A 14901-nucleotide genomic window follows, 5' to 3' on the forward strand; every position below is an offset into this window, starting at 1 on the left:
AGTAATTTGCGCCATTATATCACAGAAAATCTGTAGTTTGATTGGATTCTTCCAAAATCATAACATCTTTAGGGGCGATGGTGTGCTTTCCTGTGACCGTTTTTCCTGTCAGTAAATCCCGTGTCTCCCTGGCCCCTGCATCAAAGGAAGAGGCATGCGGGTTATGATTTAAAATAAATAAATACGATTTGCTGCCCTTGCGCCGCTCGGTTGTTTCCACACCTTCCTCCGCCTGCTTTACAAGAGGAGTGATTCCTTTTTTCTCACAAAGCGCTGCCAGAAAATCCTGCAGAAATGCCCCTTCCGGACTGGAAGCTACATAATAAGCCTTTCCGCTGCCATAGTTATTCCTGGTTAAAACAGGCATTCCCTTGTAAAAATCGGAACCGTATTCCGCAAGAACGTCAGCACCTTCCGAGTGAATTAAATCAAATAATAAATGGCAGTTATATTCTTTTTTTCCATGGTCCCATGTTTCTTTCATGACGATTTGATTTTTCTCCTCAGGAGGGAGGGCATCTATCTCTTCCGCCCAAATGCCAAGCAGACTTCTTAATTCCCCGGGGTAGCCTCCCAATGTGACCCTATCATGCTCATTGACCAGTCCGCTGAAAAATGTTGTTACAAACGTGCCGCCGTTGTTCACAAACGTTTTCAGTTTATCGGCATAACCTTTTTTCACCATATATAAAACGGGGGCAATGATCAGGTCATATTGGCTGAGGTCCTCCTCGATGCCAATCATATCCACCTGAATATTCTGCTGGTACAGCGCATCGTAATACTTGTGGATCTCTGTTACATAGTCAAGTGCCACGGATGGACCGCTTGATAAATCAACGGCCCACCGGTTTTCCCAGTCGAACACAATCGCCGCCTTTGCATGAATACGGCTGTTTAACAAAGCGTCGGACAGCTCTTCCAGTTCTTTTCCCAATGCTGCGGTTTCCTTGAACACTCGTGTATGCTCATGGCCGACATGTTCAATGACAGCCCCGTGGTACTTTTCTGTGGCACCGATGGAACGCCGTAGTTGAAAAAACAGAACTGTATCCGCTCCCCTTGCCACGGCCTGGTAACTCCACAATCTCATAACGCCCGGTCTTTTCAAAGAATTATAAGGCTGCCAGTTCTGCTGACTCGGGGTCTGTTCCATCAGCATAAAGGGCTGGCCGCTCTTTAATCCTCTCATTAAATCGTGAGTCATCGCGGTGCGGCTGACCGGTGTATCCATCGCCGGGTAATTATCCCATGAAACCACATCCATTTCCCGGCCCCATTTAAAATAATCAAGCATAGGATAGGTTCCCATAAGATTAGTGGTCACGGGCGTATCAGGGGTATGTTTTTTAATCGCCTGATCTTCCAGCTGAAAGCATTCGAGCAAGCTGTCAGACATAAACCGCCGGTAATCTAAAGATATGCCCTGGAAATCAGTTTCCTTTCCTTCCCTTTCCTCACTTAATATATTCGGCAGTACAATTTCTTCCCAGTCATAAAAGGTATGGCCCCAAAAGCGGGTATTCCAGGCTCTGTTTAATTCCTCCAGGGTTTTATACTTATCTTTCAGCCACCTCCGGAAAGAGGCCTCACATTGATCGCAATAACAATAGCCGCCGTATTCGTTGGAGACGTGCCAGATTAATACGCCTGGATGGTCTTTGTACCGTTCCGCCAGTTTTCCAGCTATTTTCTCGGAAAATTTCCGGTAGGTTGGACTGTTGGGACAGGAATTGTGTCTGCCGCCGAATTTTCGTTTCCGCCCGTAGAAGTCCACCCGGAGGATGTCAGGATACTTTCTTGCCATCCAGGCTGGGTGAGCCGCTGTACTTGTAGCCAGGCAGGTGTATATTCCACTTTGGTAGAGGCGGTCAATCTGTTCATCCAGCCATTCGAACCTATATGTATCTTCATCCGGCTGATTAAGGGCCCAGGAAAATACATTCAAGGTTGCAACATCAATGCCTGCAAGCTTAAACATGCGAACATCTTCATTCCAGACACTTTCGTCCCATTGTTCCGGATTGTAATCCCCGCCAAACCAGATTTTTGGCAGCTGTTTATTTATCATGCCAAACCACCACTCCCTTTTCCTTCGATTTCGATAAAGAAAAAGTGTAAGCGTAAAACAAGCTTACACATGCTATGCAGAAAATCATGGAATCGCTTTCAATATAAATTGTACCGGGTTTCCGTTCACTCTTCAATAAATTAATTAAATTAATTTATTTTAGATACGTATTTGCCTTAAAAAACGGCCGATAATGAATGGTTCTCATTACCGGCCGTGCTTCTTTAATACGAATGGCGTGTCTCTTCCTCGCCGTCTTTTCTGTATATTACTGCTTCTGTTCCTTTGTTCTCTGCTATCTCTTTCGCCCGGTTGATTGCATCTGATTTTTGATCAAACACCTCGTCCGGTTTTTCGGCTCCATTGGCTTGTACTGCCCATCCGTCTTCATGGGCTAGAACCATCTCTGCGCGGTCCAGCAGTTCGGGGCGGTTCTTGTACCGCTTTCCTTCTTCAGATCGCTCGGTTGGGTCCACCTCTTTCATTAACTCATTGATATCTTCCTCTGACGCATTTTCATACCATTCTTTCGCCTGCTCGGTTGCAATCGGAATAGCCCGTCCTTCCTTATATCCTTCATCCAGCATTGCATTAGCAATATCAATGGCCTTTTTCCGCTCGGGTTTATCCAGATTTTTTAATGACGATGGATAGTCGTTTAATGTCCAAGGCATACTGGAGCCTCCTTCTTTTCATCATCGTTCATAAAAATCTATTTCCAGTTTTCCCGCCTTTCAAACCCCTATTCTGCAATTAAAACAAACGTTTGATTAAATAATACCGGCCGGCACATACGGACTCATCCGTGCCAAATTCTACTCTGCTGCCTCGTCGTAGAACGCGATATGATAAATCTCTTCTTTCTCCACTACTGCCTCTGAGATTTTCAGCTCTGCTGATTCCTGCTCGGCACGAGGTTCTACAAGGATCAGCCGCACTACGTCCCCTTCCACACTCCCTCTTTCAATGGGGATCACATTTCCGTTCCTGTCCTGCAGCGTATAAGCGTTTAAGTTACTAATGATCTCCTGGTCTGCTGCATTCTGACTAAATGTAATGGTTACTTCTTTTAATCCTTCACCCATCACATCTTCTACAACCGGGGCGGCCGCTGCGTTCTCCTCCCCGGCTATTTTTCCACTGGTTAAACTGTTTTTATAATACAAATGATAATCTTTTGCCTTTTCCAGCTTTTCCGTCGTTAGGCGGACAATGCTTTCGGCATTACTGCTTTCGGTCACTTCCGCCCCCACTACATTCAATGCGGGGTCAAAGGAAAAGTCACCGGGAACTGCGCTATTTACAGATTGGTTGAAGGTGACATCTACTGTCGTGCTGTCCACCGCCTCCACCCCTGTGATGCCTTGTTCCAGGGAATAATCAACAGCGAGAGCTCTCTCCAGAAATACTGCAAACTGCGCCCGGGTCACAGACTCCAGCGGCCGGAAACTGCCATCTTCCGTGCTGGTAATATCATATTGCGCAAGAATTTCGATATTATTTCTATGACTCTCGTTGGCTTCTTCTAGATCTGTAATCCCGGCGCCGCTTCCTTCTATTTCTTCCAAATCAAAAGCCCGTACCATAATGGTAGCCATTTGTTCACGAGACAGCTCCATTGCTGGAGCAAATTGTGTATTATTTTCCCGTCCCTTTATTAAACCTTCTTTTTTTATCGCAGCTGCAGCCGGCGTAAAATAACTTTCTTCTGTGAGATCATCAAAAGGAGCTTCCGCCGAAGGATCCACCTCAAGATCAAAAGCATTAGCAAGCATCGCCGCTGTCTGGCCACGGTTCATATTTTCTCCAGGGCGGTATGTATCATCCTTATACCCGTTTACTATGTTCTGTTCTGAAAGACGCTGGATAGAATCCGAAGCCCAGTACTCTTCGGAAACATCACGAAAATCTTCTGCCGCTGCTGCCGGCGGGACATTTAATTGGCTGACAACTCCAAAGGATGATAACAATAAAGTTCCTATGAATAGATGCAAAGAAACCTTTGTTTTCGTGCGCACGACAACCCCTCCTTCTTTTTGAAAATATATAAGTCTATCGCCCCCTTTAACAGCTGAACCTTTCCATTTTATCGTATGGCATGACGGTTCCATTATCAACACATAAAGGGAAAAAAGCCCAGGGGCAGGCGCCCTGAGCTTTTCTACGAATTCATGCCACTGCAATGCCTGTTCCAATACTTTATCTCCATTCATCGTACCATAAGCCATCGTATCGATAACATCCACCGCGGTGCCGTAGCGGCGGGGCAGTGATATAGAAACGCTCCGCCTGCTTAACGTTACAATTTCAGTTTTTCTTATGGAATGTAAAGGTAACTGCGGCTCTTACGATTGCTTTTTTCATTCCAGAATAACAAAGTAACGGTAAGCCCTGCTTTAACAATCACTTTCCATCCATATACCGTTCCTTTTCATAGTTCAACCGGGGCTAACCGAGTGCTTTTTGAGGATCAGGGCTGTTCTGCAGCTTGCAGGTCTGCCCTTTTCCGCCGGACAGCCAGGCTTCCAATGATGTAGCCGGCAAACGATAACAGGACCGGGAGCGTAACAGTGTGCATCCCAAACGGTTCCGGCCAAAGGTTATGAATAAGACTGTAGGCCCCCACTCCAATAATAATCGAAGCCATTGCCCCATATTTGTTTCCTTTCGTCCAGTATAACCCGAGCACCACCGGCCAGATAAAGGCGGACTCGAGACCGCCAAAAGCGAACAAATTCAGCCATATCAATAAATCCGGCGGAGTCAGCGACATCGCAAATACTGTAATACCGAGCAGGGCTGTCACGCCAAAGCTGATCCGTTTTACTTGTTTACGCGTGGCTTCGGGATTCATATAATTCAAATACACATCTTTGACGACAGTGGAACTAACGAGCAGCAGCAGGGAATCCACCGTTGACATGATAGCAGCCATTGGGGCCGCAAGCACAAGTCCGGCGAGCCAGGCAGGCAGTACTTCCATGGCAATCTGCGGCATCACAGAATCAGCCGTTTCGATGCCGGGCAGAATAGGGCGGGCCATCACTCCGACAAGGTGCATGCCAAACATCATAAACGCCACGACGATAGTGCCGATGATTAATGCCCGGTGCATCCCTTTTGCACTTTTATAGGACATGGCACGCACCGCAACCTGCGGCAGACCGATCACTCCGACTCCGACAAGAATCCAGAAGGAGGACACATAGCGCGGCGTTAAGCTTCCATCGTGCCCGAACGGAGTCACCAGATTCGGGTTTTCAGAAGCAAGGTCCGTCATTATATTCCCTATGCCGCCTCCAGCGATGATGGTTCCAACCAGAATAATCAGTGTACCGAAAAACATAACAATCCCCTGCAGGGTATCGGTGACGACGACAGCACGGAAACCGCCAATGATAACGTAGAAAATCACGGAAACCGCAAAAATGAATAATGCCGACGTATACGACAGTCCCGTCAGTGATTCAATCAGACGGGCGCCGCCAACCCATTGCGCTGCCATTGCAGAAAATAAAAAGATGATAATACTGATAGCACTAAGTAGTACGACAGCTTTACTCTGGTAGCGGCCCTTCAAATAATCAACCAGGGTCACAGCCTTATATTGACGTGCCTTAATCGCAAATTTTTTCCCTAAAATCATCAGGACAAAATATCCGGTCGCGACCTGGGACATGGCAAGCAGGACCCAGCCGAGACCTTCACTGTAGGCAGCCCCGGGCCCGCCGACAAAGCTGCTCGCGCTTCCATAAGTCGCAATCATCGTCATGGCAAGGATCAGCCCGCCGAGTTCACGGCTGCCGAGGAAGTATTCCTGCAGGAAGTCGCGCTTTGCTGCCATATGGCGGGCCGCCCAGAACCCAACTCCAAAAATAACAACCAGAAACAAAAACAGCGGAATCGTTACCCCCCAATTCATGAGGATCCCTCTTCCTCGTCTTCCAGCGGCACTTCTTTAAAAAAGGCTTTTACAATAAAAGCGACCAGCGCCATCATGACAATGGAACCTAAAGCACAGCTGTAAAAAAACCACGCCGGCATTCCGAGTATATAGTGGTATTCCCCCGGCGGCTTCGACCCCAGACCGTAGGCGAACCCAAACCACCAGAGAAAATTAAAAAGGACAAGTCCCACCCCGATCCAGGCTTCTTTATGAGCGGTTCTAAAACGGGAATCGAAGTTCTGCATATTTATCCTCCTCATCAAATCTCTAATAAAGATTTTACTATGTCTTTTCGCTTTTTCACACAAAAGAGTTCCATGTTTCTACATGTTTGTTCAGGGTATAATAAACAAAAGAAAGATCTACCTTTTATTGATGGAGGACCAGTTCATGCTCGCAGCAATCATTTTCCTACTATGTGTTTCTCTCTTTTTGTCAGGAAGTGAAACCGCCCTTACAGCTGTGAATAAAATGAAAGTACAATCAAGAGCTGAAAATGGAGAAGCATCGTCAAAAAAACTGTTACATATGATTTCACATCCGGATGAATTGATTACGGCCATTCTGATCGGGAATAACATTTCAAACATTATGCTGCCAACCCTTGTTACGATCGCTGCGTTAGATTATGGAGTGAACGTCGGCCTGGCTACAGCCGTGTTGACAGTTGTAATCATTGTATTTTCCGAGGTGCTCCCAAAATCGATAGCTGCAACGTTCGCTGACAAAATTGCCTACTTGGTGGCACCGGTCATACGGTTTATCATGACGATATTCAAGCCGTTAACTGCTCTGCTTTCCCTCTTTACAGGAGCCGTCATCCGAGTCATATCAAAAGGGCAGAAAGAACAGATTTCCTTTTCCAAAGAAGAATTAAAAACAATGGTCGATATCGGATCCTCTGAAGGCACATTTGAAACGGAAGAAACCCAGCGTATTAAAGGGGTCATTGATTTTTATAATAAAGACGTTAAGGATGCATTAAAAACACCACGAATGGATATTGTCGGTATTCCCGCCGAAAGCAGTTACAAAGAAGCAGAAGCCATTATTTTGAAGCACAATCACACACGCTATCCGGTGTATGACGGGAATATGGATCACATTATCGGAGTCTTTCATTCCAAGCTTTTGCTGCAGTGGGCAAACGCTCCGGGAAAAAGCCTGTCTGATTTCACCGATAATTACCCCTTATACATTGTGGAAACAACAAATATAGAAAAAGTGTTTAAAATGATGCTGAAAGAAAAAAAACACCTCGCCATTGTTCTGGATGAATACGGGGGAACGACAGGGATTATCAGCCATGAAGATATCATTGAAGCGATGATCGGCCAGGAGATAGCTGACGAAACGGATGAAGAAGAGGATGTCTTGATTAAGGAACTGTCAGAGGACCACATCGTCTGTCACGGCAAATTAGGCATACGCCGCCTCAATGACTTGTTTCGTTCCCGTATACCAGAAGAAGAGGATATCATCGCCGGATTTCTTTATAAAGAGATGGAGCATATTCCGGGAGAAGGGGAAACATTAGAATATCATTCACTATTCTTTGAGATCATAAAAATGGACAAAAACCGCATTGAACAAGTGAAAATCAAGAAGCTTCCCGAGTAGAACGACTAAGTTCATCGCGAACTGTTCATTGTCTAAAAACGAAGATTCAGATTGGTGTTGTTTCCGTCATACCTTGAGAAGAATTGTTTCTGTGTTTTATAAGCGGGAAAAGGTGCTCCCTATCCAGAATAAATGGCACGAGGTTCTATCCTTGAACCCGTGCCATTTATTCTATGTATGTGTTTTATTTATTCCTATGCTAAACATCCGTAAAAACTCCCGTTTCCGGACCTGTACGACCCAGATCCGAAAGATGATAAAAATCTTCCACCGATGGAAGTTTCCCTTTATCTGCCCATCCATCCCCCATCTACTGCCAGCAGATGGCCGTGTACATAATTGGATTCCGGAGAGGCTAAAAATACAGCCGGGCCTTTGAAGTCGTCTGCTTCGCCCCAGCGTCCGGCCGGAATCCTTTCGAGAATCTGCCGGCTCCGCGTAGAATCATGAATCAGGGCTGTATTCATTTCCGTTGCAATATATCCTGGAACTAAGGCGTTTACATTAACGCCTTTTGGAGCCCACTCATTAGCAAGAGCTTTCGTAAGCTGAGCTACGGCTCCTTTGGCGGAGGCGTAAGCCGGGACATTTATCCCCCCTTGAAAGGATAAAAGAGAAGCAACGTTTACAATCTTTCCGTCTCCTTTCGATACCATGAGCTTTCCTGCCTCCTGACACAGGATCCAGACAGCCTTTAAGTTGATATCCATCACCTGGTCCCAGTCCTCTTCTGGAAATTCTGCAGCGGGATGCCGTTTCTGAATGCCGGCATTGTTGACGAGAATATCAATGGATCCCATGGTGCGATTTATTTCCGGAATAACCGCCTTAATCTCCTCTACATTATTCAAATCACATGGAAAAATAGTGCAATTTACACCTAACGCTTCAATTTCCCGTTTTGTTTCATCGTTAGAAGAGCGCTGAATTAAAGCAAGGTCAGCCCCGGCCTCTGCCATTGCCACAGCAATGGACTTTCCAATCCCTCTTGTCGTTCCGGTTACTACCGCTGTCTTCCCCTGCAGTGTATCATTCGTAAACAAAACCATATCACTCCGTTTCCTTCTTATGGATAAACACACTGTTATTTACCGTGGCTCTGGTATCTTCGAAGTGGGCTTGAAGGCTCGCTTCCATTTCTTCTTCCTTCCCGCTTGCGATGGCGTTCACAATATCCAGATGAGTTTGTATTAATACTTCTTCATATATTCCTTCTGCCTCTGTAGACACCCTTCGTTCTGTCGCCGTCAATAATGCCGTCATAATTAATTTTTCTATGTTTTTCCACACATGATAAATCCGGGTATGTTCACTGCCTTTAATAATAGCTTCGTGAAAGGAAATATCCTGCACAGCTAATTCAACATAATCTTGTTTAGCCATAGCAATTCTCATTTTTTCTACCGTGAAGTGCAAAAACGCTGTAGGTTCTTCATTGTTTTGCCTAGCACATTCTTTCATGGCAAAACTTTCAATGAGGTAACGAATGTCATTTAACTCTTCTACATCTTTTTGAGAGATTCCTATAATTTCAGCCCCCATCCGTTTTAACTGGACCAGTCCCTCATGCTGAAGGATACGCAGGGCTTCTCTGGAGGGAGATCTGCTCGATTTGTATTGATCAGCAATCGAGTTTTCTGAGACCACTTCCCCTGGTTTCAGCTCTCCTGTCATAATTTCATAGCGCATATAACCAGCAATTTCTTCCCCTTTGGAAGAAGGATTCAACTTTTCAACAGGAAACGGCACCACATCCTCCCTTCCTTTCTCTCTTTTTTTGTATACCTTGTATACAACTTAATTTTACAGAAAAAACATTGCTTTGTAAACGGTTTAATAACATTATTTTCCTATTAGCGCTTCCAGCACGCAGCAGCCACGGACATTTATTCCGCTATCCGGCTCTTGGACCGCTTCTTTCACGCAGAAAAGAGGAAATAGCGGCACAAATGTCCGCTTGCTCCTTCAAAATAGGAAAAATGGAAGAAATAACGGAATATATGTCCACCCCTTCAGCACTACTTTATGAAACGGTTACTTTATTCTCTGCGAAAAAGGCTTCCACCGAAAAAGCGGCTGAGCCTAAAGCACAGGATTCAATACCGAATTGAGAGAACGTGATAGAAAGGTCTTGATAATAATAAGGCAGCAGGCGTTGTTCCAGAACATGGTGAATAGGATTAATCAACCAATTTTGAAGTTTGGAAAGGCGGTTCCCAATGATAATCTGTTCCGGATTAAACGTATTGATGACATTGGTCAATCCGATCCCGGCATATTCTCCAATTCGATGAAACAAAGGGATCACCTCTGTATTCCCGTTTTCGGCTTCCTGTATCAGCATATCCAGTGAAATCTCTCTCTCCTGTAAGGAAGGCAGCGATTTAGCTTGTTCTAATAACGCGCTTTCCGAGCTGTATAATTCCCAGCATCCTTTATTTCCGCATCTGCATTTTTTGCCGTTGGCATCGATCGTAAAATGCCCCATTTCTCCGGCAATGCCATTTGCTCCTTTATACAACTGATTGTTGATGATAATACCAGTGCCAATCCCAATCCCCATGCTGATATATACAAAGTTTCTGCTTGATTTTCCTGCGCCGTGAATATTTTCTCCGTGCGCCCCGGCTTTGGCTTCGTTTTCTATAACCACGGGGAGTTGAAAGTTCTCTTCCAGTTCCTGTTTTAAATTAACCTGTTCCCAGTTTAAATTCGGTGCGAACAATATTCTCCCGTTCTTATCGGTAATCCCCGGCACGCCTATTCCTATACCAACAACGCCATAGGCGCTGAAAGGTTTTCTGTCCATCAGGGATTGGACCACATTTTTCAACATTGGCAGTACCACATCAAGAGAGGTATTCTCTAAGGGTTCTTCGATTTTTTCTATTACCTCCCCCTGCAGGTCCGTCAACACGGCTAAGATGTAGTTCACCCCCAAGTCAATCCCAATGGCATACCCGGCTTTTTTGTTAAAGTAGAGCATCACAGGCTTCCGTCCTCCGCTTGAAAGACCTGTTCCAATCTCCTGTACAAATTGTTCCTCCATTAATTCATTGACCAACCCTGATACGGTCGCTTTATTTAATCCAGAGTCCTTCGAAATCTGTGCTCTCGAAATGGGACTGGATGCTTGAATTGTTTGGAGTACAATAGACTTATTTATTTTTTTCACCAGTTCCTGATCGCCCGTTTGCATGTCATTCCTCCACTGTTTGTTTATTTATTAAACATAATAGCATATAAGAAAATATTTCATAAGGGTTATTTTATTTTATTTCATCCTTTAAACCTTTTACATCAGTAAATTATTACTACAAAATTATAATCATGATTGACACCGCTTTCAATTAGGTATTATACTTTGTTTATCGGAAAAACAAATTGAAAATTTTGAGGAGGACTTATTATGAAGGGGACAAAAGTATCACTTTTCGCTGTACTTGTACTTATTTTGATCCTTAGTGCATGCGGTCAGGATGTGGACAATGACGCAGACGGGGAATCCGGGGAAGACGATGGTAATTTAACAATTGGATTGTCCGTTGCTGACTTGACGCTGGAGCGGTGGCAGCATGATCGCGATATCTTCGTAGAAAAGGCGGAAGAACTTGGAGCGGATGAAGTAATTGTACAATCGGCTGATGGGGATGATGCTGAACAAAACAGTCAGGTAGAAACGATGCTCACGCAGGATGTAGATGTCATGGTTATTATACCGGATAACTCCGATAGTATAGGCGCTGCTGCCTCTCAAGCCCAGGAACAGGGTATTCCAGTGATTGCTTACGATCGGATGATTAATGACACCGACATTGAAGCCTATGTATCTTTTGACAATGAACGTGTAGGAGAAATGCAGGCCGAATATTTAGTGGAGGAAGTTCCGGAAGGAAAATACTTTCTATTAGGTGGAGCGCCGACGGACAGCAATGCCCAGGTCTTCAGAGACGGGCAGATGAATGTGCTGCAGCCGGAGATCGACGAAGGAAACATTGAAGTGGTAGGAGATCAATGGGCCGATGAATGGTCTGCAACAGAAGCTCTGGACATTATGGAAAATGCCCTCACTTCCAATAACAACGATATTGATGCTGTTGTAGCCTCCAACGACAATACGGCCGGCGGTGCGATTCAGGCTTTGAATGCCCAGGATTTAGACGGGGAAGTGGCCATCTCCGGACAAGATGCTGACCTGGCTGCCGCCCAGCGTATAGTCGAAGGCACTCAGTCCATGACGGTATATAAACCTATTACGGAAATAGCTTCCCGGGCGGCGGAACTAGCTGTCACCATAGGAAACGGGGAAGAATTTGAAGCCGACACAGAAGTAGAGAACGGGGAATACAACATCCCATCCGTACTACTCGACCCGATCTCCGTAAATGAGGACAATATGGTAGACACAATTATTGAAGACGGCTTTCATGACTTTGAAGACGTATATGAAGGAGTGCCGGAAGAAGAACGACCTGATTACGAAGAGTAATTTGTCTGGGAGCAGGGTGATAAAAGTTGACTATTCTTAATATGAAAAATATTTCAAAATCATTTCCTGGAGTAAAGGCACTTGATCAAGTGAATCTTCAGGTACAACAAGGCGAGATACATGCTCTCTGCGGGGAAAATGGAGCCGGAAAATCAACGCTTATGAAAATTCTCAGCGGCGTGCACCCCGCTGTATCCTATGAGGGAGACATTTACATTCATGGAAAACGTCAAAACTTTGATTCTATCAAAGATTCAGAAGAGGCGGGCATCACCATCATATACCAGGAACTGGCCCTGGTTCAGGAATTATCTGTCGCTGAAAATATCTTCTTGGGAAATGAGCCTAAGACGAATGGACTTATCGATTGGAGCATGCTTCACTCCAAAACCCAACAGTTACTCGACTACATTGGTTTAACGATCCCGACCAATGAAAAAATTAAAAACCTGGGGGTTGGCCTGCAGCAATTAGTGGAAATTGCTAAAGCCCTGGAGAAAGAAAGCGACATCATTATTCTGGATGAACCTACAGCTGCGCTGGCTGAAGAAGAAGTAGATATTCTTATTTCCATTTTAAAAGATCTTAAAGCCAAAGGAATCACTTGTATTTATATTTCCCACAAATTAAAAGAAGTATTGAGAATTGCTGATTCTATTACCATTCTTAGAGATGGGCAGACCATAGAAACCATCGATCAATCGGAGGCCACAGAAAATCGAATTATTTCATCAATGGTAGGGAGAGAGCTCACGGAGCTTTTTCCCTATCAAAACAATAAAACAGAAGTGCCTGTTTTTTCCGCCGAGAACTTTTCTTTTACAAAAAAAGGCGGGCACACTCCCCTGGTTTACGATATCAATATCGAAGTAAACAAGGGAGAGGTCCTCGGCATCGGCGGTTTAATGGGCGCAGGACGTACAGAACTTGCCATGAGTCTGTTCGGAGCATATGAAGGGACTCCCTCTGGTTCTATTTACTTGAATGAAAGGCCGGTCCTGTTTCGATCCCCAAAAGATGCCATACAGCAGGGTGTAGGCTATGTATCTGAAGACAGAAAACGTTTCGGTTTGGTGACCGGAATGGATGTGGCAAAAAACACGACCTTATCATCCCTTCCTCAGATTACTTCTTTTGGGGTCATGGACAAAGAACAAGAAATCTATCAAACGCAGCAGGTCGTAAATAAAATGAGGGTGAAATCCCCTTCTCTGCAGACGATTGTCAATACATTGAGCGGCGGGAACCAGCAGAAAGTTGTACTAAGCAAATGGCTGTTAACAGCTCCGAAAGTATTAATACTGGATGAACCGACCAGAGGTATTGATGTTGGAGCCAAACAAGAAATATATCATTTAATGAATGAGCTTACTGCAGAAGGAGTAGCCATTATCATGATTTCGTCCGAGCTTTCCGAGCTGATAGGGATGTCAGACCGGATAGCGGTAATGGCAGAAGGCACCATCACCGGAGAAATCCCAAGAAATGAAGCCGATCAGGAAAGTATTATGAAAATGGCCACAGGAGGACCCAGTCATGTTAAATAAGTTATCCTTTAAAATGAACATACGAGCTTATGCCCTAATTATCGCCTTTCTTCTTATTGTAGTGATCTTTACCATTTTGACAAACGGTGACTTTTTAACCTCAAGAAACATTACGAACTTAGTTCGGCAAATGACCGTTATAGGTGTATTAGCAGTGGGAATGACCCTCGTGATTATTTCGGGTAATATTGATCTTTCCGTCGGTTCTCTCCTGGGTCTGACAGGAGGAATTGCTGCCATTCTCCAGGTATGGTTTGGCTGGAATACATTTTGGGTGATTTTGGCTACGATTGCCGCGGGAATCCTTATTGGGCTTTGGCAGGGCTGGTGGGTGGCCTACAGGGGGATCCCTGCTTTTATTGTCACCTTAGCCGGAATGATGATTTTTCGAGGGATTCTGCTTGGGATTAGCGGCGGCCAGACAATAGCACCGTTAGAGCCAAGTTTTATGGCTGTTGGGCAAAGCTATCTCCCCTATTCGATCGGATATGTACTAACCATTATTTTCATAGCAGGTATCGTCGTATTGAAATTTCGTTCCCGTCAAAAGAGCAAAGCCCTAGATCTGCGTATGAATACGCCATTTGTTGATTACGGGAAAGTGTTGGCTTCTTCTGCTTTTGCATTGATTCTTGTTTACTATCTAAGCCGGTATCAAGGAATCCCCATGCCTCTGTTAATTTTAACTTTCGTTGCCATGCTGTTTGTTTTTTTCTTGAATAACACAGCATTCGGGCGGCACCTTTATTCCATTGGCGGCAATCACGAAGCCGCTCTGCTTTCCGGTATTAACATCAAGCGGAACATTCTAATTGTCTTTATGTTAATGGGAGCCTTATCTGCAATTGCCGGCATAATATTGACAAGCCGGTTGAACGCAGCAACAATCGGAGCCGGAGAAATGTACGAATTGGATGCTATTGCAGCTGTCGTCATAGGCGGCACCAGCCTTATGGGAGGAACCGGTACTGTCATAGGATCTTTGCTTGGAGCTTTAATTATGACCAGCATTGATAATGGAATGAGCATGTTGAATGTGCAGACGTTCTGGCAGAATATTGTTAAAGGATTGATCCTGATCCTCGCTGTCTGGCTGGATATTTCATCGAAAAAACAATAGGAAAAACTAAGCCTGGGCAAACTCACCCAAGCTCCCGAGCTTATTCGTCCTCTGCTTCCTTCCATAAAAGCCTGTATTTCTCACAGCAGATCCGTGCAGGCGAGACGC

At 44.9% G+C, this 14901-nt stretch carries 12 protein-coding genes; 4 read left to right on the forward strand and 8 right to left on the reverse strand.

All coding sequences use genetic code 11. The annotated features are described in order from the left end of the window. Window positions 1-19 precede the first annotated feature (19 nt). The 5 genes from G475_RS0101100 to G475_RS0101120 all read right to left on the reverse strand — a co-directional run bounded on the left by G475_RS0101100 (window position 20) and on the right by G475_RS0101120 (window position 6262). A complete protein-coding gene (locus tag G475_RS0101100; RefSeq protein WP_026699678.1) occupies window positions 20-2071 on the reverse strand; it encodes a beta-galactosidase in 2052 nt (683 codons plus the stop codon). Window positions 2072-2295: 224 nt separating this feature from the next. Continuing rightward, complete coding sequence (locus tag G475_RS0101105; protein WP_026699679.1) at window positions 2296-2745, reverse strand: DUF2188 domain-containing protein; 450 nt, start codon at window positions 2743-2745, stop codon at window positions 2296-2298. A 141-nt stretch (window positions 2746-2886) separates the two neighbouring features. Next, window positions 2887-4089, reverse strand: a complete 1203-nt coding sequence (locus G475_RS0101110) for an S-layer homology domain-containing protein (RefSeq protein WP_169728498.1) — start codon at window positions 4087-4089, stop codon at window positions 2887-2889. A 452-nt stretch (window positions 4090-4541) separates the two neighbouring features. Continuing rightward, window positions 4542-5993 (reverse strand): sodium/pantothenate symporter, encoded by a 1452-nt coding sequence (panF, locus tag G475_RS0101115; RefSeq protein ID WP_026699681.1) that lies wholly within the window; start codon window positions 5991-5993, stop codon window positions 4542-4544. Then, window positions 5990-6262 (reverse strand): YhdT family protein, encoded by a 273-nt coding sequence (locus G475_RS0101120; protein ID WP_026699682.1) that lies wholly within the window; start codon window positions 6260-6262, stop codon window positions 5990-5992. The genes panF and G475_RS0101120 overlap by 4 nt, the downstream gene beginning before the upstream one ends. Window positions 6263-6407: 145 nt before the next feature. On the opposite strand from G475_RS0101120, the gene G475_RS0101125 reads away from it, so the two are divergent. Continuing rightward, window positions 6408-7637: a hemolysin family protein gene (locus G475_RS0101125; RefSeq protein WP_026699683.1), complete on the forward strand. Its 1230-nt coding sequence runs from the start codon at window positions 6408-6410 to the stop codon at window positions 7635-7637. Between the two features lie 287 nt (window positions 7638-7924). On the opposite strand, the gene G475_RS0101135 is transcribed toward G475_RS0101125, so the two are convergent. The 3 genes from G475_RS0101135 to G475_RS0101145 form a co-directional block, all read right to left on the reverse strand. After that, complete coding sequence (locus tag G475_RS0101135; protein ID WP_026699684.1) at window positions 7925-8686, reverse strand: SDR family oxidoreductase; 762 nt, start codon at window positions 8684-8686, stop codon at window positions 7925-7927. Window position 8687: 1 nt separating this feature from the next. Next, window positions 8688-9386: a GntR family transcriptional regulator gene (locus G475_RS0101140; protein ID WP_026699685.1), complete on the reverse strand. Its 699-nt coding sequence runs from the start codon at window positions 9384-9386 to the stop codon at window positions 8688-8690. A gap of 274 nt (window positions 9387-9660) precedes the next feature. After that, window positions 9661-10836, reverse strand: coding sequence for an ROK family protein (locus tag G475_RS0101145; RefSeq protein WP_026699686.1), 1176 nt, complete (start codon window positions 10834-10836; stop codon window positions 9661-9663). 210 nt (window positions 10837-11046) lie between these two features. On the opposite strand from G475_RS0101145, the gene xylF reads away from it, so the two are divergent. From xylF to G475_RS0101160, 3 genes are read left to right on the forward strand one after another with little or no spacing between them, the layout of a single operon-like run. Beyond that, a complete protein-coding gene (xylF, locus tag G475_RS0101150) occupies window positions 11047-12126 on the forward strand; it encodes a D-xylose ABC transporter substrate-binding protein (protein WP_026699687.1) in 1080 nt (359 codons plus the stop codon). A 41-nt stretch (window positions 12127-12167) separates the two neighbouring features. Further along, window positions 12168-13673 (forward strand): sugar ABC transporter ATP-binding protein, encoded by a 1506-nt coding sequence (locus G475_RS0101155; protein WP_051302084.1) that lies wholly within the window; start codon window positions 12168-12170, stop codon window positions 13671-13673. Then, complete coding sequence (locus G475_RS0101160) at window positions 13663-14793, forward strand: sugar ABC transporter permease (protein ID WP_026699689.1); 1131 nt, start codon at window positions 13663-13665, stop codon at window positions 14791-14793. The genes G475_RS0101155 and G475_RS0101160 overlap by 11 nt, the downstream gene beginning before the upstream one ends. Window positions 14794-14901: the final 108 nt, after the last annotated feature.

The sequence above is a fragment of the Salibacterium aidingense DSM 18341 genome, assembly GCF_000429685.1.
Taxonomy (GTDB): Bacteria; Bacillota; Bacilli; order Bacillales; family Marinococcaceae; genus Salibacterium; species Salibacterium aidingense.

Bases quoted from the DNA above. Each gene is read 5' to 3' on its own strand.
- G475_RS0101100 (WP_026699678.1), bottom strand. From the start codon at position 2,071: ATGATAAATAAACAGCTGCCAAAAATCTGGTTTGGCGGGGATTACAAT.
- G475_RS0101105 (WP_026699679.1), bottom strand. From the start codon at position 2,745: ATGCCTTGGACATTAAACGACTATCCATCGTCATTAAAAAATCTGGAT.
- panF (WP_026699681.1), bottom strand. From the start codon at position 5,993: ATGAATTGGGGGGTAACGATTCCGCTGTTTTTGTTTCTGGTTGTTATT.
- G475_RS0101120 (WP_026699682.1), bottom strand. From the start codon at position 6,262: ATGCAGAACTTCGATTCCCGTTTTAGAACCGCTCATAAAGAAGCCTGG.
- G475_RS0101125 (WP_026699683.1), top strand. From the start codon at position 6,408: ATGCTCGCAGCAATCATTTTCCTACTATGTGTTTCTCTCTTTTTGTCA.
- G475_RS0101135 (WP_026699684.1), bottom strand. From the start codon at position 8,686: ATGGTTTTGTTTACGAATGATACACTGCAGGGGAAGACAGCGGTAGTA.
- G475_RS0101145 (WP_026699686.1), bottom strand. From the start codon at position 10,836: ATGCAAACGGGCGATCAGGAACTGGTGAAAAAAATAAATAAGTCTATT.
- xylF (WP_026699687.1), top strand. From the start codon at position 11,047: ATGAAGGGGACAAAAGTATCACTTTTCGCTGTACTTGTACTTATTTTG.
- G475_RS0101155 (WP_051302084.1), top strand. From the start codon at position 12,168: ATGAAAAATATTTCAAAATCATTTCCTGGAGTAAAGGCACTTGATCAA.
- G475_RS0101160 (WP_026699689.1), top strand. From the start codon at position 13,663: ATGTTAAATAAGTTATCCTTTAAAATGAACATACGAGCTTATGCCCTA.